This window comes from Chryseobacterium defluvii, assembly GCF_014204415.1.
In the GTDB taxonomy this organism is placed as follows: domain Bacteria; phylum Bacteroidota; class Bacteroidia; order Flavobacteriales; family Weeksellaceae; genus Chryseobacterium; species Chryseobacterium defluvii_A.
Genome location: NZ_JACHLE010000004.1, coordinates 112,147 through 133,886, shown reverse-complemented (window position 1 = coordinate 133,886; position 21,740 = coordinate 112,147). Strand labels below are relative to the sequence as shown.

The following is a 21,740-nucleotide window of genomic DNA, read 5'->3' as shown; positions in this document are numbered from 1 at the left end:
GAAAATAAAACACACAAAAAACACACACAAAAAAACAACAAATATCATTACAAATGAAAAACAAATTATTTACGATCGCTGTTTTATCCTTTTGTGGATTTACAGCCAGCGCGCAAGTTGGGATTAATACACCAACGCCAAGTGCGATGCTGGATGTAGTGTCCAATGGAAATACAGCTTCTACTAAAGCGGTGGAGATTAATAATTCGTCGGCTAATGAAATGCTTACAGTACTCAACAATGGGAATGTGGGGATTAATGTTGCAGCTCCTTCTACTAGGCTTCATATCGTAGCGTCGGCCGGAACAGGCTTTCGTTTGGTAGATGGCTCACAGGCTGCCAGTAAGGTTTTGACTTCTGATGCAAATGGTGTAGGGACATGGCAGACTCTGCCTGTTTCAAGTGGAGGAACAGTGACAAGCTTCTCGTCAGGTAATCTTTCTCCGTTGTTTACAACATCAGTTTCAAACTCTACTACAACGCCTTCGTTGGCATTTTCCTTATCTAATGCCCCCGCAAATTCTATTTTTGGAAATAATACGGGCTCAGCTGCAGCTCCTACATATTTTTCAGCTTCTTCTCTTCCTATCAATGGAGATGTTACGGGAACTTTGGCCAGTACAACAGTTGTCAAAATCAATGGGTCACCGCTTGGAACCACAACAGGGGCAACAAGTGGTCAGGTTCTGACATTCAACGGAACAAATTGGGCTCCCGCAGCTCTTCCTGTTCAATCAACAGACTGGCGTATTGATGGGAACTCGGATGTTACGGCTACTAATGTAAGCTCTTCAGTGGGAAGTGCTACAAGCAGTATTTCGAATCTTAAATATTTAGGAACTCAAAATGCTAACGATCTGGTTTTTGCTGCTAACGGAACCATTCGTGGGGTTATTAATAATGCTAATGGATCACTTACCGGTGGTGGTACAGACGGGAATTCATATTTTATGTGGGGAAGCCAGAATACTGCTGCCACTACAGGAGCGGCTGTACATACTTTTAACAACGCAATTATTGCGGGGTATAAAAACTCTCTGATCAATTCTAATATTATTCCGTCATCAGGGTTAATGGCAACCGTACTTTTAGGAAAAGAAAATTCCGTTAGTTATAATGGAATGGCAATAGGTTTCAAAAATACAGTGAATGGATCGATGATTTTTGGGAATAATAACACGGGTACCTCAGGAATTGTCGTAGGTATGAGTAATGATTTAGGTTCAGGAGGCCATATTGTTATTGGTAGAGATTTTGATAACACCGTAGCTCCTAATACAACATTGGTAAATAACAGTAATATCTATGCCAGTGAATATCACTTTTTCCAGTCCCAGAACGCGGACGGTTCATTCAAGTTTTCTAAAATAGGAGTAAATACAGTACCTGGCTCTACCCAGGTTGCTGATATCAAAGTGTCAAAAGCTGTACAATTTGTGAATGATACGACAATGACTTGTAATGCGGCATCCGAAGGTTCTATCAGATATACTGCCAGCGCAAGTACAGGACATTTTGAAGGATGCAGAAGGATATCTTCAGCCCCTACTTTTGAATGGAGACAATTAAATAATCCATAATTAAAATAATACTATTTTATATAACAAAAACAAAACGAAGAAAAGAATGACTAAAAAATTATTTCAGAAGCTGACGGCAGTAATGATGCTGTTGCTTTCGGTAGTTGTGATGGCGCAGGGTTATACACCTATCCGTGGGATGGGTGTGGAAGCCAGGGCTGTAAACAGTGGTGGAATATGTTTAGGCTGCTATAACGGGAGTTTAAATCCTCTTGTTGATGCAGATCTGAATAACAATGTAAGCATGGGTAACTTTGCTACATTAGTAAGCGGAAATGGTGTTTCAGTAAAAAATACCAATACTACTTATCCGGCCGGGTATATTACCGGTTTCAATGTTGATCTGGGAACCAGCGTAATTACTGCGACCTTTCTGAGCGCATTGAGGATCAGTACCTATAAGGCAGGTGTGTTACAGGAATCTTCTACAAGTGCTACCTTATTGTCCGTACCGGCTTTTGGAGGTACTAAAACAAGGATTTTCCTGCACTTTAAAACATCAAAAGAATTTGATGAAGTAAGATTGTATCAGATCAATACCTTATCATTGTTTGGTGCGATGAATGTATACTATGCTTTTGCATTCGATCCGAATAAAGTACCAGTAGACAACAATGGTCTTTGTGATGATATTATAGCAGGAAGTGGTGTGGATGGCAATGTTTCAGGAAGCAGTAACTTTATCGCTCCTCTTTCTTATGTACAAAACAGAGAGAGAATTGGAGACGGAGATAAAAACTCTTATGGCTCTATTGTTTTACCTGCAGGTCTATTAGGCTCTTACGCAGTTGGGGTATTGGATAAAAATCAGGTTTATCCTGCCGGGAACAGAGCTGGGTTTGTCATTGAACCGGATGACCAGGGAAAACTTTTAAGTGCTGAATTCTTAAAGAACATTACTATTGAAACTTACTTGTTCGGCCAGTTACAAGATTCTAAAAACCTAAGTGATGGAGGCGGGCTTATTAACATTAAAGTGTTAAGATTTGGTTCCAACAAACAAAAAGTTTCCCTTATAACTTCTAAACCTTTCAATGAGATAAGATTGAAGGTAACTCAGACTGTAGGGGTAAATTTAGGTGCATTGAAAGTGTTCTATGCATTTGAAGAACCGCAGGGTTGCGATTGTAATGAATATATTCAGACTTCAGGAACATCCAGATTAGGGGATATTGTACCGGGTGCTTCATGGACGGGTACTTCAGGAACTCTTTTTGGACTTACGAACATTGCGAATACAGGAAATGTAGTGGATACCAACACGTCAAACTTTGCCACTGTAAATTTTTCTCCGATCAACCTTTTGATTCCTACAGTAAGACTTACTGTAAAAAGTAACACGGGAGATTATCCTGCAGGAACATTTGGAGGATTTACATTAACAAAAAGTGCAAACCTGTTCACGATAAATGCATTGGATTATATTACCGTTACTTTCTATAAAGGAACTACGGTAACAGAGTCCAGAACTTCAGGAGGTCTGTTCAGCGGACAATTTATTACTTCAGCTTCAAACCAGTTTTATGTAGGATTTACCTCTACAAAGCCGTTTGACAGGATGAAAATTGAAATTAATCCGGGAATCGGGATTACTTTAGCCCAGCAATATTATATTTATAATGCATTTGTTCAGTTAGATTCTGACGGAGACGGTGTTCCGAACTGTAATGATAAATGTCCAAATGGAGATGACAGTATTGATAATAATGGAAATGGTATTCCTGATTGTGCAGAAGGCTGTGTGGCATTAAATGACAAATCGCCTACAAGAGACTCTGATGGAGATGGTATTCCTGATGCTTGTGACCTTGATTCAGATAATGACGGTATTCCTGATGTTATGGAAGAAGATATCAATCACAACGGTCTTTTTGAAGATGATGATGTAGACGGAGATCTTACATTTGTGAGCGTATTGGGAGATGGTGTTGCCAATTATCTTGATCTTGACTCCGATAATGACGGGATTTTAGATCTGTTTGAGTCAGGCATTCCTGCTTCAGTAATCAATCAGATTGATACAGACCATAATGGTATTATAGATAATGGTGTTCCATCCGGAGAAAATGGTATTCCTGATGTTTTAGAAACTTCGCCGGATTCAGGTGTCTTAAAATATCCTGTAAAAGACTCTGACGGAGATGGAGTACCTGATTTCTTAGACTTGAAATCAAATGGTTCAGACTATGATTTATATCAGATTGGAAGAGCAGATCTGGATCTTCTTGGAGGCGGATTTATCTCTACGATCAGTGATTCTGATGCTGACGGTATTCAAGCTGTGGTAGATACAGATCTTATTAACAGAGGAGCTCCAAACTCTCCGCTTTCGCCTTATGCTTCATTTGCTAAGAATGGAACTACCGGTAGAGAAAAAGCTACAGATATTGCAGCTACTGCTAATGATATCAAAGTGTACCCTAATCCTGTAAAAGCTGGTGAAAATCTTAACATCAGAACTACAGAAGAAGGAACTTATACTGTATTCTCTGCTCAGGGGCAGTTGGTGAAAAATGGTAAGTTTGCCGGTAATGCGGAAATCAATACCTCTTCACTGCCTACAGGTATGTACATCATCAAAGTAGAAACAAAATCAACTGTAAAATCGTATAAGGTTATTGTTAAATAACTTCGAAGAAAAACAGTTTTGCTGATAAAGCCACCCGAAAGGGTGGTTTTTTCAATACGCTGAAACTCTCAAACTTTATGTTAAATCGTAAAGGTACTATCCTCTTATAGTACCAGGGATATAACTTAATCATAATTAAAAAGAACACAATTAAAAAAAGTACAACTTAAAATTAAAAAATGAAAAAAAGTCTCTCTTTTATAGCCACAGTGCTATTTGTATTTGTTGCTTTTGCACAGAACTATAAACCCATCAGAGGAATGGGGATCAGGGCACGCCTTGCCCAGAACGGACAATGTGTAGCAGCTGCAAGTTCTTCAAACATTAACACCTTAATTGATGCCAATATAAATAGTGGGGTCAGCTTAGGAAATTTAATTAATAATACCGGAAGCAATGGTATTTCCGTAAGTGATAATAATACCATGTATGCTGCAGGATCTGTTGCCGGATTTAATGTGGATATGGGAAATGGGGCTATGACTTCTACTGTAGCAAATTCCCTTAGTATTGCTACTTACAAAAACGGAGTGCTTCAGGAAACTTCCGCGCCTGGTGCTTTTTCTTCAACTCCTGCATATGGAGGCCAGAAATCCAGGACATTCCTGCATTTTAAAACCACAAAGGCATTTAATGAGATCAGATTATTGAGATCAGGAAGCAATACTGCCTGTAATGCAATGAATATTTATTATGCATTTACTTGTGCTCCCAATGTAAAGCTTGATAATAATGGAGTATGTGATGATATTATTGGCGGGGCTTCAGCAGATATAGAAGCTAATATATCTTGCAGCAGCAATCTTACCTCTCCTTTATCTGTAATAACAAACAGAGACAGAATTTCAGATGGAGATAAAAGTTCTTTTGGTACGGTTACTCTGCCTTCTGGTTTTTCAGGAAGCTTCAGTATAGGGGTTTTTGATAAAACCCAATATTATCCTGCGGGGAACAGAGCCGGATTTGTTATTTCTCCGGCTAACTCAAATGCAGTTCTTACAGAGAAAATGCTTAATAACCTTGTTATTGAGACTTATCTTTTCGGACAGTTGCAGAATTCCCAGTCCTATAACAGTGGGTCTGGAACAATGAACGTTTCTTCAATGAATCTTGGAGGAAATAAACAAAAGATATCTATTGCAACCACTAAGCCATTCAATGAAGTAAGATTGAAGATCTCTCAGAACTCAACTTGCTCTAATATGGGGGCCATCAATATTTATTACGCTTTTGAAGAGCCTCAGAACTGTGATTGTAAGCAGTATCTTCAGTGTAACAGAACAGCCCCTTATAAAGGAGCTTTATTATGTGGAAATCTTCCGAACGGAGCCTCTTATTGTGGCAGACGTGAACCATGGTCAGGAACCTGGAGCACCACAACTTCTTATTTAGGAGTTTATAATGCAGAATATGTAGTGGATTCTAACCCTTCCACTTATGCAACTTTTTCCGTTCCATCCTACAAATATAACCTTACGGGAAATATAGCTGTGGAATCAGTGGGAACTACTTACCCTGCCGGTACTTATGCAGGATTTACAATTGGTAAAAGTACTTCAACAGATTGGAGTGCTTTAGGAGTTATTACCGTACAGCTGTATAACGGAAATACTCTGGTAGAGCAGAAAAGTACAACAAACGGCTTAAAGCTGATCACGGTTTCAGGAGGTAAAACAGAAGTAGGATTTAAATCTACGAAAGCATTCAACAGGATCAGGATTTCTATTAAGCATACGGCGAGCCTATGCCAGTGCGTGAACTATTATATCTATAACGTATTTGTGGAGCTGGATTCTGATGGGGATGGTGTTCCGGATTGTAAAGATATCTGTCCTAATGGAGATGATAATATAGATTCAGATGGTGATGGTATTCCGGATGCCTGCGATACAACAAGCTGTGTCTCTACTAGCGATAAGAGCTCAACAATTGATACAGACGGAGATGGTATTCCTAACGGATGTGATGGTGACTCTGATAATGACGGTATTCCGGATATTATGGAAGAAGACGTTAATAATAATGGTCTTTTTGAAGATGATGATGTAGATGGCGATCTTGCATTTGTTGAAGTACTGGGAGATGGCGTTGCCAATTATCTTGATCTTGATTCTGATAATGACGGAGTTTTAGATCTGTTTGAATCAGGTATTCCTGCTTCAGTAATCGATCAGATTGATACGGATCATAATGGAGTTGTGGATAGCAATATTCCTGTGGGTGCCAATGGTATTGCAGATATTCTGGAAACAGCACCGGATTCAGGAGTGATGAAATATGCTATTAAAGATACGGATGGTGATGGAGTACCTGATTTCTTAGACTTGAAATCAAATGGTTCAGACTTCGATTTATACCAGATAGGCAGAGCAGATCTGGATTTACTTGGTGGTGGATTTATTTCTATAATCAGTGATTCGGATCTGGATGGTATTCAGGCGGTTGTAGATACAGATCTTGTAAACAGAGGAGCTCCAAACTCTCCACTTATACCAGGTACGCCATTTGCTAAAAATGCCAAAGCTGGAGCAGCTCCGAAGGATAAGGAGACTAAAGACGCAAAAGCTGTTGCCAATAATGGTATTAATAATGAGATTGTGATCTATCCTAACCCTGTAAAAGCGGGTGAAAATCTTAATGTAAGATCCGCAGAAGAGGGGACTTATGCAGTATTCTCTGCTCAGGGGCAACTGGTGAAAAATGGTAAATTTAACGGTAATACCGAGATCAATACCACTTCGATGCCTGCCGGAATGTATATTATTAAAATAGAAACAAAATCAGCAGGAAAAACTTTCAAAGTGATTGTAAAATAAATTTTGAAATAGTATTTATTATTGCGGAAGGCCTTTATTAAAGGCCTTCCGCTTTTTTATTAGAAAGGCAAAGTAGTAAAAATTAAAGATTTCTTTTTTTTAACATAATATTTAACTTGTTTTGCTTATTTTTATAATAATTAAAGTATAAATTATGTATGAAAAATTTATTATCTGACCTAAACATCAGAAGGTGCACTGTCAAAAAAAATCTTTTTTTGATAGGAGCAATGTTCTCAGTTCTTTTTATGAAAGCTCAGACCAATCCTTCTTTAGAAATGGCCGATGGAGATAGTAATCCTACGACCAATGTTACAAATGTGGTAGGCAATACTACAATAAGACTTAGAAATAATACCAACAACCCTACGGCTAGCACGTTCGCTACCTATGCCAATCCTACTGCCCTTAATGTTACTTATACGTTAAGTAATCAGCAGTATACACAGGCTAACTTTGCGGGATACAATGGGGTTGTCTTCATGGGATATCCAAATGAACCTATCCTGACTTTAATGAATGCTTTTGGAAGTACCACTGCTAATACTCCTTTTACGAGCAATGGCGCATCGGTAGGGACTGGTATAGATATTACGGCAAACAGGGCTGTGAACTTTTTTACAAACGTTCAGCCCTTAACTACGGCAGCTAGAGCGACAAACCAAAGGTGGCAAATGGCAGATCTGACGCTGACGTTCAGCAGGCCGGTCAATAATCCGTATTTACAGGTTAATGCATTAGGAGGAGTATCTGGAGTGTCTTATTCTACAGAGTTTGATTATTTGTCTTCTAACGTCCCGGTTACTTTTTCTAAAGTTTCCGGAACTACCTTTTTGAATGTAACTTCTACCCAGATTTTGAATTCAGCCACAACACCTGATGGGGCCGCTGCAAATGCTTCCAGAGGTACCGTTCTGGTTTCGGGTACGGGTATAACAACACTTACCCTGAGGGTTTATGTACGTGGAGCAGCAGCTAATGCAGGTACTAACTGGCATGCAGGAAGCAATATTGCCGGAGAAGGCTATATGATTGGTGTTACGGCAGCAGAATCTAATTTGAGTGTCACAAAAACGGTGAATAACTCAACACCTACTGCAGGAACGAATGTTAGCTTTACCGTTACGGCTACCAATACCGGAGCTTCCAATAATACGAATGTTGTTGTAAACGATCTCCTTCCATCCGGATATACTTATGTGAGTTCCGCAGTATCTGCAGGTACTTATGTCAGCGGTACGGGAGTCTGGACTATTGGAAATTTAAATGCCGGGGCAAGTGCCACAATGGAAATTGTTGCTACCGTGAAAAGCTCAGGTAGCTATATGAATACTGCGACTATTTCAGGTGACTTGATAGACCCTGATGCTACCAATAACACCGCAAGTATAACACCAGCCCCGGTTGTGCCTGATACAGACGGTGATGGAATAGATAACACACTGGATCTGGATGATGATAATGACGGTATTTTAGATACGGCTGAAGGGTATTGTACTTCTCAAAGTGTGTATACCCTGAATATTGCTAATACCTTAGCAGGGGCAACTTTCGGAGCCAATGGGGGAAGCTTTAATCTGGTATATACTTTAACGTCAGGTCCTGCAGTGGCATCATTGGGAACCAGTTTTAACGTTCCTTTTTCCTATTCGGATTTTACGAATACGGTAAATGCACAAAACCATACTTGGAGTGCATTCAATACTTCTGCAACAGAATTTAGGATAATTCCTAATACGACACTTTTGTATACAGGATTACCAACTAATAATACTACCACTGAAGATCAGAGCGGTGCATCACCGAATACCCCTGATTCCTGGTTTAGGTATTTTTTAAGTACCAACAGGATCACTCAGTTAGGTACTTATACCACGACCATAGGAAGTTTACCAACAGTAACCGGGGTATCTTCTTATAGCAGCAATACTGCTTTAAATTTATTCTCGACCTTTAATGCGGCCAATTCAGGAGCAGTTCTGGCAAGTGGGTATTACGCAAGGATGCAGTTTCAGAATACGACCAATCCATCAGCAGGAGCGGCAACATTGCCTTATGGGGTAAGCTATGGAAGTACTTATACCTGGAATTACACAGCATTTACAAATACTGCGGGTTCCGGAGCCGGAAATGCTGGAGACAGAGGCCTTATAACTATTTCGCAGAATACAATTACTTATTGTAATCATAGAGATACGGACGGAGACGGTACACCGGATTACTTGGATTTGGACTCTGATGGAGATGGCTGCTATGATGCAATAGAAGGGGATGAGAATGTAACGGCCGCTCAGCTTAATGGAAATGGAAGGATCAATAGCAGCGTAGATGCCCAGGGAGTTCCTGTTCTAGTGAATACCGGAGGTGCGGCAGATGTTGGTAGCGACCAGGGACAGGGCATAGGGCAATCTACGGATATGACCAGGAATGATTGTACAGATACGGATGTAGACGGGTATCCTGACTGGCAGGATCTGGATGACGATAATGACGGGATTCCGGATAGTTCCGAATGTAATTCGAATGACAGAATTACCAGTGGTACGTTTCCGACTACTGGCGGAAATACGAATACGGTTGCGGGATGGACGGTCGGAGGGACTTATGCAGCCTCAGGACCATGGGTTTCTCCTACAGGGAGAGTAAATCTGAATACAAATGGCCTGGAATTCAGAAGAGATGTAAATACTGTGACCACTTTACAACAAAGCTTAACGGGGGTAATGGGAGGATCTTCCTTATCACTTAATCAGATGTATTGGTTCAGGACTGCAGGTACTGAGACTGATAATGGCTTTACATTCACGGTTTCTTACGGTGGAGTAGTATATGCTACGATAACTTCCACCGGTACGCCGGAACCTTCTATAGTGGCATCTAACGGAGCCACTGTAAATATAAGCTCGTTGCCTGCTGTTGCCACACAGGTAAATCAGTCTGCAAAAACAAATTTAATAATTACATTACCTCAAACGGGAATTCCTTCAACGGGAAATTTGCTTTTCACCTTTACTGCAGGGCCATCTGCTACACAGGTAAGAGATTTGGGGATGCAGTCAGTATCTCTGGTTTCCTGTAGAGACCTTGATGGGGACGGAACACCAGATTATCTTGATTTGGATTCCGATGGAGATACTTGTTATGATGCAATAGAAGGAGATGAGAATGTAACAGCGGCTCAGCTTAACGGAAATGGAAGTATCAATAGTAGTGTAGATTCCCAGGGAGTGCCGGTTCTTGTGAATACAGGCGGAGCAGCAGATATAGGAAATGATCAGGGACAAGGGATAGGATATTCTGGGAATTCATCACTCAATGCATGTATTGATACAGATAATGATGGTATTCCAAATGTTGATGATCTGGATGATGATAATGACGGAATTTTAGATACAGTAGAATGTACACCTACTTACACTGTAAGACCTGTAACCACAGCTTCCATCACAGCAGATAAACCAATAACATCAGGAAATGCACAGCAGCTTGTCGATGGAGAAGGTGCAGGCGGTTCCGGTCCAGGTACCTTTCCGTATTGGTATACTAATATTTCCAATCTTCCAATTGCATTTAGTATGAACATGCAGGCATCATCAACAATTGATCATATTAAGCTGTATGGACCTTGGGGAATCAATGAATGGATTAAGGACTTTGCAATAGAACTGTATAATGCAAGTAATACACTTTTAGGCACGGAGAGTTTTACTACTCCTGATCAATATACAGGTACCCCGGTTTTTACTTTCACAAAAGAGTATACAAATGTTACACGGGTTAGGTTTACTATTATTTCCAGTCAGGGTTATAGTAGTGCTGTACCGCAAAGAGCATCATTGAATGAGATTGTATTTTTGGATTTACTGCCATTGACTTGTGATACAGACGGAGATAGCATTTTTAATCATCTGGATCTGGATTCCGATGGAGATGGCTGCTATGATGCAATAGAAGGGGATGAGAATGTAACAGCAGCTCAGCTTAATGGAAATGGAAGTATCAACAGTAGTGTAGATGCCCAGGGAGTACCTGTTCTTGTAAATACAGGCGGGGCGGCAGATATAGGTTCAGATCAGGGACAAGGGGCCGGATCTTCCGCAAACTCGGCGATACAGGATATACAATGTGCGAACACTTTTGGCTGTTCATCAGCGATGTATCTTTCCCAAAACAATACCTTATATAATGTAAACACTTCAAGTAATCCATTTACTTATCCGCTTATTGGTACATCTACATCCAATTATAATGGGATAGGAATTAATCCGTTGAATGGCTATATGTACGGATTGATCAATAATACCAATACCCTGATTGTTTTAAATACTGATGGTACTCATATTACATTAGGCCCTGTAACCGGTTTGCCGACCGGAGTGATCTATAATGCAGGAGAAATAGATAATCTGGGGAACTATTATGTAAAGGTGAATACAAATAACAATCAGCTTTACAGGATCAACCTGACTACAATGACCGCTACTTTGATGACACTTTCGACAAGTGTTAATTTACCAGACCTCGCTTATAATACTACCACAGGACTTTTGTATGGTGTTCACTTAGGAAACGGACAGTTAGTCTCAATTAATCCGGGGACCAATGTGGTAACAACAATAGGAACCGCGCCGGGAGCAGCAAGTTTTGGAGCAATGTATGGCTCCAGCACCGGTGAATTGTACGGAGTTGAAAATGCAGGAGGTTTTTATCAGTTCAACCTCACTACCGGGCAGAGAGTCCTGATTTCCAATGCTCCTGCCAGCTCAGGAAACGATGGCGCTCATTGCGTTACGTCGCCTATAGCCTTCAGTGCGGATATTGCTGTAACTAAAACAGATGGTGTGGGTACCTATGCATCAGGTACTACGACTACATATACGGTAACGGTAAGCAATGCTGGTCCGTTCGGAGTGCTTGGAGCTACCGTTTCCGATCCTGTTCCGGCAGGTATTCCTGCGGCGAATGTCAGTTATACTGCGGCTGTGGCTGGCGGAGCTACAACTTCAGTGGTAGGAACCCAGACAGGAGCAATTAACGATCTGGTAAGCCTTCCGGTTGGAGGTACCGTAACCTATACCGTAGTGGTAACTATTCCTTTGGCTTACTCTGGAGACCTTGTTAATACAGTAACGGTAACACCGCCTTCCAATATTACCGAAGTAAATAACACCAATAACTCGGCAACAGATACGGATACCCAGGCAGTGTGCTACAAACCTGCAGTAACGGCCGGAACCGTTTTGAATACTCCTCAGGGAATTACTTCCTTAGGAAGAGCCGGAGCCGATACAGCCGGCAATAACTGGCCAATGGTGAGGAAAGGAGCATGGACAGTTCTGGAAGCTAAAACAAAAGGCTTTGTACTCAACAGGCTTACTTCAGCACAGATCACGGCTATTCCGTCTGCTGATCTAGTAGAAGGGATGATGGTGTATAATACTACCTTAGATTGTCTGCAGGTAAACACTGATGGAACTGCTGCAGGATGGGCTTGTTTCAATACCCAAACCTGTCCGACTAACTAATTGACTAACATGTAATAATCAATTCAAGATGAAAAATATATTCATAATCATATGGGCTTTGTCTTCCGGGGTTGTTTTTTCTCAGGTTGCAATAGGTAAAACATCTGTTTCCTCCCCGTCCGTTTCTTTGGATTTCGGGGCGGAGAATCGGGGGATGATATTACCGTGGGTGACTTCCACGGGAGCTGTTACAGGTGTTGTAAACGGGACAATGGTATATGACCTTGCCGATAAAAAAGTAAAAGTAAAATATGCTTCAGGATGGAAAGATCTCTCAGTAGAAACTACTGGGACTACGGTTGATCCGTTGACTACTGTGGATGGAGTTCTCATTCAAAATGCGGCTACGGAAAATGCGATGGCAAAAACCTCAATAGGGGCCCCTACTTCAGCTCCGGGGATTCTGGTTTTGGAAGATACCAATAAAGCAATGGTCTTACCGAAAGTGGCCAGCCCGCATCTGAATATCATCAATCCTTCCCCCGGAATGATAGTATATGATACCTTTAATAAGCAGCTGGCTGTTTTCAACGGAACCAATTGGAGTTTCTGGAGACAGTAGAAGCATAATATAATAAATAATAAGACCACTTCGTTCTGAAGTGGTTTTTTATTTGTGAATGTGGATAACTTTTTGTACCTTTGCTCCTCTTTTGGCGCGAATAATTGTTTGTAAATCTATAAAATATTGTAAATCAGCTCTTTCATGGAAATGAAAGGGATTTCGTGTATATAGGTATTGCGGCAAATTGATGCCTCAAAAGTAATGAAAATATTTTGCATTACGCTGTGAAAAGATATACCAGTGTTGCAGTTAGAAATTAGAACTTAAGAATAAAGAACAAAGAACAAAGACTAATTCTGATAGCGCCAAAACATCTTAATATCTTTTCCTTTTCTCTTTTCTCTTTTTTCAGTTTCTGATATTTTTTACAAAATCAAAATATTTTTTAACCCTTTCTTAAAAGTTTTATGAGTAAAACAACAGCAACAACTCAGGGAAATCAGAGAATTAATTTCTCATCGGCGAAAGGAAAAATTATTACTCCGGACTTCCTGGATATCCAGATTGAGTCTTTTAAAGAATTTTTCCAGCTTGATACACTTCCTGAAGACAGAAGGAGTGAAGGTTTATATAAGACCTTCCAGGAAAATTTCCCCATTACGGATTCCAGAAATCAATTCGTATTGGAATTCCTTGACTATCTGGTAGATTCTCCACGTTATTCAATTGATGAGTGTGTGGAAAGAGGTTTAACGTATTCCGTTCCTCTGAAAGCAAGACTTAAATTGTATTGTACAGACCCTGAACACGAAGATTTCCAGACGGTGGTTCAGGATGTATATTTAGGCCCGGTTCCTTACATGACGCCTAGCGGGTCTTTCATCATCAACGGTGCTGAAAGAGTTATTGTTACCCAGTTACACCGTTCACCTGGTGTATTCTTCGGGCAGACTTACCACGCCAACGGAACTAAACTTTACTATTCAAGAATTATCCCTTTCAAAGGATCTTGGATGGAATTCACTACGGATATTAACAGCGTAATGTACGCATATATTGACCGTAAGAAAAAATTACCATTAACTACTTTATTAAGAGCCATCGGATACGAATCTGATAAGGATATCCTTCAGATCTTCGACCTTGCTGAGGAAGTGAAAGTTTCTAAAGCTGCCCTTAAAAAAGTGGAGGGAAGAACATTAGCTGCGAGAGTGTTGAACACATGGTTCGAAGACTTCGTAGATGAAGATACAGGTGAAGTAGTTTCTATCGAAAGAAACGAGATCATCTTAGACAGAGAAACTATTCTTGAAAAAGAGCATTTAGACCTTATTCTGGATGCAGGGGTGAAATCTATCCTGATCCATAAAGAAAACAGTAATGAATTCTCTATCATCCAGAATACATTACAGAAAGACCCTACCAACTCTGAAAAAGAAGCGGTAGAATATATTTACCGTCAGTTGAGAAACGCAGATCCGCCAGATGAGGAAACGGCAAGAGGAATCATTGAAAAATTATTCTTCTCTGAGCAGAGATATTCTCTTGGTGAAGTAGGACGTTACAGGCTGAACAAAAAATTAGGGCTTAATATCCCTGAAACTACGGAAGTTCTTACAAAAGAAGACATCATCGCGATCGTAAGACACTTAATAGAATTGGTAAATTCCAAAGCTGAGGTTGATGATATCGACCACCTTTCCAACAGAAGAATTAAAACAGTTGGAGAGCAGTTGGCAGGACAGTTCGGAGTAGGTCTTTCAAGAATTGCAAGAACGATCAAAGAAAGAATGAACGTTAGGGATAACGAGATCTTTACACCGCTTGATCTTGTAAATGCTAAGACTTTAACCTCTGTAATCAACTCATTCTTTGGTACCAACCAGCTTTCTCAGTTCATGGATCAGACGAATCCATTGTCAGAAATTACTCACAAGAGAAGATTATCTGCATTGGGGCCTGGAGGTTTATCAAGAGAAAGAGCAGGTTTCGAGGTTCGTGACGTTCACCATACTCATTACGGAAGAATTTGTCCGATCGAAACCCCGGAAGGACCAAACATCGGTTTGATCTCTTCTTTAGGGATTTATGCAAAGATCAATACATTAGGTTTCATTGAAACACCTTATAGAAAAGTAGAAAACAGTAAGATTGACCTTAATGCCGATCCTATCTACTTAAATGCAGAAGACGAAGAAGCTAAGGTAATTGCCCAGGCGAACGTAGAACTGAACGATAACGGAGAATTCGAAACAGACAGGATTATTGCCAGGCTGGATGGAGATTATCCTGTAGTTGAACCACAACAGGTTGACCTTATCGACGTTGCACCAAACCAGATTTCCGGTATTTCAGCTTCATTAATTCCGTTCCTGGAGCATGATGATGCGAACCGTGCCTTGATGGGATCTAACATGATGCGTCAGGCAGTTCCTCTATTGAAGCCGCAGGCTCCGGTTGTAGGAACAGGGCTTGAAAGACAGGTGGCTAAAGACTCCAGAATTCTTATCAATGCAGAAGGTGCAGGGATTGTAGAATATGTGGATGCTGATAAGATCGTTATTAAATATGAAAGAAGCGACGACGAAGATTTAGTACAATTCGAATCCGCTACCAAAACATATAACCTGACGAAGTTCAGAAAAACCAACCAGAGTACTACCATTACACTGAGACCAAACGTAAGAGTAGGAGATACAGTAGAAAAAGGACAGGTACTTTGCGACGGTTATGCTACTGAAAACGGAGAACTGGCACTTGGTAGAAACCTTGTGGTAGCGTTCATGCCTTGGAAAGGATACAACTTCGAGGATGCGATCGTGATCAACGAAAAAGTAGTTCGTGAAGACTGGTTTACTTCAATCCACGTAGATGAATATTCATTGGAAGTTCGAGATACCAAATTAGGTATGGAAGAGCTTACGGCAGATATTCCTAACGTTTCAGAAGAAGCTACCAAAGATCTTGACGAGAACGGTATGATCAGAATCGGTGCTGAAGTGAAGCCTGGAGACATCATGATCGGTAAGATCACTCCAAAAGGAGAATCAGACCCTACTCCGGAAGAAAAACTTTTGAGAGCGATCTTCGGTGACAAGGCTGGTGATGTGAAAGATGCATCATTAAAAGCAGACTCTTCATTAAGAGGGGTGGTTATCGATAAGAAATTGTTCTCAAGAAACATTAAAGATAAAAAGAAAAGAACTGAAGAAAAACTTAAACTTGAAGAGATTGAAAACACCTACAAGGCTAAGTTTGATGATTTGAGAAACACTTTAATCGAAAAATTAAACACACTGGTAAGTGGTAAAACATCTCAGGGAGTGAAGAACGACCTTGATGAAGAAATTATCGGTAAAGGGGTGAAGTTTACTCATAAATTACTGACTTCAGTAGAAGATTACGTAAACGTAAGCGGTTCAGACTGGACGGTTGATGCAGATAAAAATGAATTGATCAAACAGTTGATCCACAACTATAAAATCAAATACAATGATATCCAGGGAGTTAAAAACCGTGAGAAATTTGCAGTTTCTATCGGGGACGAGCTACCGGCAGGTATCATGAAGCTTGCTAAAGTTTACATCGCTAAAAAACGTAAACTGAACGTAGGAGATAAAATGGCAGGACGTCACGGTAACAAAGGGATCGTTTCAAGAATCGTTCGAGAAGAAGATATGCCGTTCTTGGAAGACGGAACACCGGTAGATATCGTATTGAATCCACTTGGAGTACCTTCCCGTATGAACATCGGACAGATCTATGAAACAGTTCTTGGATGGGCTGGTCAGAAATTAGGAATGAAGTTCGCTACACCTATCTTCGACGGAGCAAGCCTTGATCAGATCACTGAGTATACAGACAAAGCAGGTCTTCCAAGATTTGGAAACACTCACCTTTATGATGGAGGTACCGGAGAAAGATTTACCCAGCCTGCAACGGTAGGGGTGATCTATATGCTGAAACTGGGACACATGGTTGATGATAAGATGCACGCACGTTCTATTGGTCCTTACTCATTGATTACTCAGCAGCCGTTAGGAGGTAAGGCTCAGTTCGGAGGTCAGAGATTCGGAGAGATGGAGGTTTGGGCTCTTGAAGCATTCGGAGCATCCAATATCCTGAGAGAGATCCTGACTGTGAAGTCAGATGACGTGATTGGTAGAGCGAAAACTTATGAAGCCATCGCAAAAGGAGAAGCAATGCCTGAACCAGGCATTCCGGAATCCTTCAACGTATTACTTCATGAGCTACAAGGTCTTGGATTAGACGTAAGATTGGAGGAGTAATTTAAAGATTTAATTATTAAAAAATTAAAGCATTAATAAACTCCGAGATGATAAGAGCGAAAGTAATTTTTAAATCTTTCAATCTTTTAATCTTTTAATCAAAATAAAAATTATGTCAAATAAAAATAAATCAAGTAGATTTAATAAAATAACCATCGGTTTAGCTTCGCCCGAATCCATTCTACAGGAATCGAGAGGAGAAGTTCTGAAACCGGAAACTATTAACTACAGAACGCACAAGCCTGAAAGGGACGGGTTGTTCTGTGAAAAAATCTTTGGTCCTGTAAAGGATTACGAATGTGCTTGTGGGAAATATAAGAGAATTCGTTACAAAGGGATTGTTTGTGACCGTTGTGGAGTAGAAGTTACTGAGAAAAAAGTAAGAAGAGAGAGAATAGGGCACATTAACCTTGTAGTTCCTATTGCGCACATCTGGTATTTCCGTTCATTACCAAATAAGATCGGTTACCTTCTAGGAATACCTTCCAAGAAATTGGATATGATCATCTACTACGAAAGATATGTAGTGATCCAGCAGGGTATTGCTAAAAAATTAGACGGTTCAGATTTTGAACATATGGAATTCTTAACAGAAGAAGAATACCTTGATATCATGGAAACTCTTCCGGTTGAGAACCAGTATCTTGATGATTCAGATCCGAACAAATTCATCGCTAAAATGGGTGCTGAAGCTGTTGAGGAACTATTAAAAAGAATCGATCTTGATGCATTGTCTTTCGATCTGAGACACAAAGCTCACAATGAAGGTTCAAAACAAAGAAGAACTGAGGCGTTAAAAAGATTGAACGTTGTAGAAGCATTAAGAGGTGCTAATACAAGAATGATCAATAAGGCTGAGTGGATGATCATGCGTGTTCTTCCGGTTATACCACCAGAGCTAAGACCATTAGTTCCATTGGATGGAGGACGTTTCGCAACATCCGATTTGAATGACCTTTACAGAAGAGTTATTATCAGAAATAACCGTTTGAAGAGACTATTGGAGATCAAAGCTCCGGAAGTAATCTTAAGAAACGAGAAGCGTATGCTTCAGGAATCAGTAGATTCATTATTCGATAATACAAGAAAATCTTCAGCAGTAAAATCTGAATCAAACAGACCATTGAAATCACTTTCAGATTCATTGAAAGGTAAGCAGGGTCGTTTCCGTCAGAACCTGTTAGGAAAAAGGGTAGACTACTCTGCGCGTTCCGTAATTGTTGTAGGTCCGAACTTACAACTTCACGAGTGCGGTATTCCTAAAGATATGGCTGCGGAATTGTACAAACCATTCATCATTAGAAAACTAATTGAAAGAGGGATTGTAAAAACAGTAAAATCTGCAAAGAGAATTATCGATAGAAAAGAGCCGGTAGTTTATGATATCCTTGAAAACGTGATGAAAGGTCACCCGGTACTATTGAACAGGGCACCTACACTTCACAGACTGGGTATTCAGGCTTTCCAGCCTAAGATGATCGAAGGTAAAGCGATCCAGCTACACCCATTAGTAACAACAGCTTTCAACGCCGATTTCGATGGTGACCAGATGGCGGTACACTTACCGTTAGGACCAGAAGCGATCCTTGAAGCTCAGTTATTAATGCTGGGTTCTCAGAACATCTTGAACCCTGCAAACGGTTCTCCAATTACCGTACCTTCTCAGGACATGGTACTTGGACTTTATTTCATGACAAAACAGTTGGATTCAACTGAAACTATGAAAGTAAAAGGAGAAGGTCTTGCATTCTATTCCCCTGAAGAAGCGGAAATTGCTTATGCAGAAGGAAAAGTTTCTTTAAATGCTAAAGTAAGATGTAAATTACCGGTTAAAGAAGACGGAGAATTAGTAACAAGACTGATCGAAACTACAGTGGGTAGAATCCTATTCAACCAGATTGTACCTAAGCAGGTAGGATATATTAATGAACTTCTTACTAAGAAATCATTAAGAAACGTTATCGGTAAGATCCTTGCTGATACGGACTTCCCTACAACTGTGAAGTTCCTGGATGCGATGAAAGACTTAGGATATTCAAACGCATTCAAAGGAGGACTTTCATTCTCATTAGGAGATATTGTAGTTCCTGCTGAGAAAAAGCAGATGATTGCACAGTCAATTGAAACTGTAGACGAAATTAGAGCTAACTATAACATGGGTCTAATTACAGATACAGAACGATATAACCAGGTGATCGACGTTTGGACAAACACCAACGCTGGATTAACTGAAATGATCATGAGCAGAATGAAATCTGACCAAGGTGGATTCAACTCTGTATATATGATGCTTGACTCCGGAGCAAGGGGATCTAAAGAACAGATCCGTCAGTTATCAGGGATGAGAGGTTTGATGGCAAAACCGCAAAAAGCCGGTTCTACGGGTGCGGAGATCATCGAAAACCCGATCCTTGCCAACTTTAAAGAAGGTCTTTCCATCCTTGAGTACTTTATCTCTACCCACGGTGCACGTAAAGGTCTTGCGGATACCGCTCTTAAGACAGCCGATGCCGGTTACTTAACCAGAAGATTGGTAGACGTTGCACAAGACGTTATCGTTACAGAAGATGATTGTGGTACATTAAGAGGTACAGAAGTTACTGCACTTAAGAAAAATGACGAGATCGTTGAAAAGATTTCAGAAAGAATCTTAGGTAGAGTTTCCCTTCATAACATCTATGATCCGGAAACAGATGAATTAATCGCTGGAGCAGATCAGGTGATCAACGAAGAATTAGCTAAGAGAATTGAAGAAGCAGGATTAGAAGCAGTTGAAGTACGTTCACCATTAACTTGTGAAGCTAAGAAAGGTATCTGTGCGAAATGTTACGGTAGAAACTTAGCTACAGGTAAAGTGATCCACATGGGAGAAGCGGTAGGTGTAATCGCAGCACAATCAATTGGGGAACCGGGAACTCAGTTAACATTGAGAACCTTCCACCAAGGGGGTACTGCAGGAAACGTATCAGAAAACCCTTCCATTGTTGCAAGAAGAGACGGTATCGTTGAAATGGATGAAGTAAGAACAATTACTTCAGAAGATGAAAACGGTAACACAGCTGAAGTTGTGGTTTCTCGTTCAACAGAATTCAGATTAGTTGCAGATAACGAAGCAAGAACACCATTAATGGTTGCTAACGTACCTTACGGTTCAGAATTAGCAGTAAAACCTGGTGATAAAGTGAAGAAAGGAGATCTGATTTGTAAGTGGGATCCGTATAACGCGGTTATCATTGCGGAAACTTCAGGTAAAGTAGAATACGAAGACATTATCCAAGGGGTTTCATTCCAATTGGAAATTGACGAGCAAACAGGATTTGAAGAAAAAGTAATCTCTGAATCCAGAAATAAGAAAGCCGTACCTACCTTGAAAGTGGTAGACTCTAAAGGAGTTGAGCAAAAAGCTTACAACTTACCGGTAGGAGCCCACTTGATGGTAAATGATGGTGAAAAGATCAAAGCTGGTAAAGTCTTGATCAAGATCCCGAGAAAATCTGCAAAAGCAGGGGATATCACCGGAGGTCTTCCGAGAGTTACCGAATTATTCGAAGCAAGAAACCCTTCAAACCCGGCGGTTGTTACAGAAATCGATGGGGTAGTTTCTTACGGAAAAATTAAAAGAGGTAACCGCGAATTGATCGTTGAAGCTAAAACTGGAGAAAGAAAAATTTACCTAGTAAAACTTTCTAACCAGATCTTGGTTCAGGAGAATGACTTCGTAAGAGCAGGAGCACCGCTTTCAGACGGTTCTATTACTCCGGATGACATCTTGAGAATTAAAGGTCCAACTGCGGTTCAGGAATACTTAGTGAATGAAATTCAGGAAGTTTACCGTCTGCAAGGGGTAAAAATTGACGATAAGCACTTCGAGATCATCGTAAGACAGATGATGACGAAAGTAGAGATCGTTGATGGAGGTGATACTCAATTCCTTGAAGGAGCTTTAGAACATAAATATGACTTCTTGGAAGAGAACAACAGAGTATTCGGTCTTAAAGTTGTGGTAGAAGCTGGAGATTCTAAAGAATTCAAGCCAGGCCAGATGATTACGGCAAGAGAACTAAGAGATGAAAACTCTAAGCTGAAGCGTGAAGATCAAAACTTGGTAGAAGTAAGAGAAGCACTTCCTGCCACGGCAACACCTGTATTACAGGGTATTACAAGAGCAGCTCTTCAGACTAAATCATTCATGTCTGCAGCATCCTTCCAGGAAACTACAAAAGTTCTTAACGAAGCAGCAGTTGCAGGTAAGGTTGATGATCTGAACGGTCTTAAAGAAAATGTAATTGTAGGGCACAGAATTCCTGCAGGTACAGGTCTTAAAGAATATCAGAATGTAATCGTGGGTTCTAAAAAAGAATTCGAAGATATAAATTAATTTCGTAGTTTCGTGGCG

At 40.4% G+C, this 21,740-nt stretch carries 7 protein-coding genes; all 7 read left to right on the top strand.

Going from position 1 to position 21,740, the window contains the following annotated elements; genetic code table 11:
* Nucleotides 1-53: 53 nt before the first annotated feature.
* Nucleotides 54-1,580, top strand: a complete 1,527-nt coding sequence (locus HNP38_RS13800) for a hypothetical protein (protein WP_184190524.1) — start codon at nucleotides 54-56, stop codon at nucleotides 1,578-1,580.
* A gap of 46 nt (nucleotides 1,581-1,626) precedes the next feature.
* Nucleotides 1,627-4,209, top strand: coding sequence for a T9SS type A sorting domain-containing protein (locus tag HNP38_RS13795; RefSeq protein WP_184190521.1), 2,583 nt, complete (start codon nucleotides 1,627-1,629; stop codon nucleotides 4,207-4,209).
* A gap of 179 nt (nucleotides 4,210-4,388) precedes the next feature.
* Complete coding sequence (locus HNP38_RS13790) at nucleotides 4,389-7,025, top strand: T9SS type A sorting domain-containing protein (RefSeq protein ID WP_184190519.1); 2,637 nt, start codon at nucleotides 4,389-4,391, stop codon at nucleotides 7,023-7,025.
* Nucleotides 7,026-7,243: 218 nt separating this feature from the next.
* The gene (locus HNP38_RS13785) at nucleotides 7,244-12,550 is read left to right on the top strand and encodes a DUF11 domain-containing protein (RefSeq protein ID WP_184190517.1); all 5,307 of its coding nucleotides are present in this window, start codon (nucleotides 7,244-7,246) and stop codon (nucleotides 12,548-12,550) included.
* A 28-nt stretch (nucleotides 12,551-12,578) separates the two neighbouring features.
* Nucleotides 12,579-13,112 (top strand): hypothetical protein, encoded by a 534-nt coding sequence (locus tag HNP38_RS13780; protein ID WP_184190515.1) that lies wholly within the window; start codon nucleotides 12,579-12,581, stop codon nucleotides 13,110-13,112.
* 410 nt (nucleotides 13,113-13,522) lie between these two features.
* A complete protein-coding gene (rpoB, locus tag HNP38_RS13775) occupies nucleotides 13,523-17,344 on the top strand; it encodes a DNA-directed RNA polymerase subunit beta (RefSeq protein ID WP_184190513.1) in 3,822 nt (1,273 codons plus the stop codon).
* Between the two features lie 112 nt (nucleotides 17,345-17,456).
* On the top strand, nucleotides 17,457-21,722 hold the full coding sequence (rpoC, locus tag HNP38_RS13770) for a DNA-directed RNA polymerase subunit beta' (protein ID WP_184190511.1): 4,266 nt from the start codon (nucleotides 17,457-17,459) through the stop codon (nucleotides 21,720-21,722).
* Nucleotides 21,723-21,740 lie beyond the last annotated feature (18 nt).

Coding starts and splice junctions, on each gene's coding strand:
- HNP38_RS13800 (WP_184190524.1), top strand. CDS start 54: ATGAAAAACAAATTATTTACGATCGCTGTTTTATCCTTTTGTGGATTT.
- HNP38_RS13795 (WP_184190521.1), top strand. CDS start 1,627: ATGACTAAAAAATTATTTCAGAAGCTGACGGCAGTAATGATGCTGTTG.
- HNP38_RS13790 (WP_184190519.1), top strand. CDS start 4,389: ATGAAAAAAAGTCTCTCTTTTATAGCCACAGTGCTATTTGTATTTGTT.
- HNP38_RS13780 (WP_184190515.1), top strand. CDS start 12,579: ATGAAAAATATATTCATAATCATATGGGCTTTGTCTTCCGGGGTTGTT.
- rpoB (WP_184190513.1), top strand. CDS start 13,523: ATGAGTAAAACAACAGCAACAACTCAGGGAAATCAGAGAATTAATTTC.
- rpoC (WP_184190511.1), top strand. CDS start 17,457: ATGTCAAATAAAAATAAATCAAGTAGATTTAATAAAATAACCATCGGT.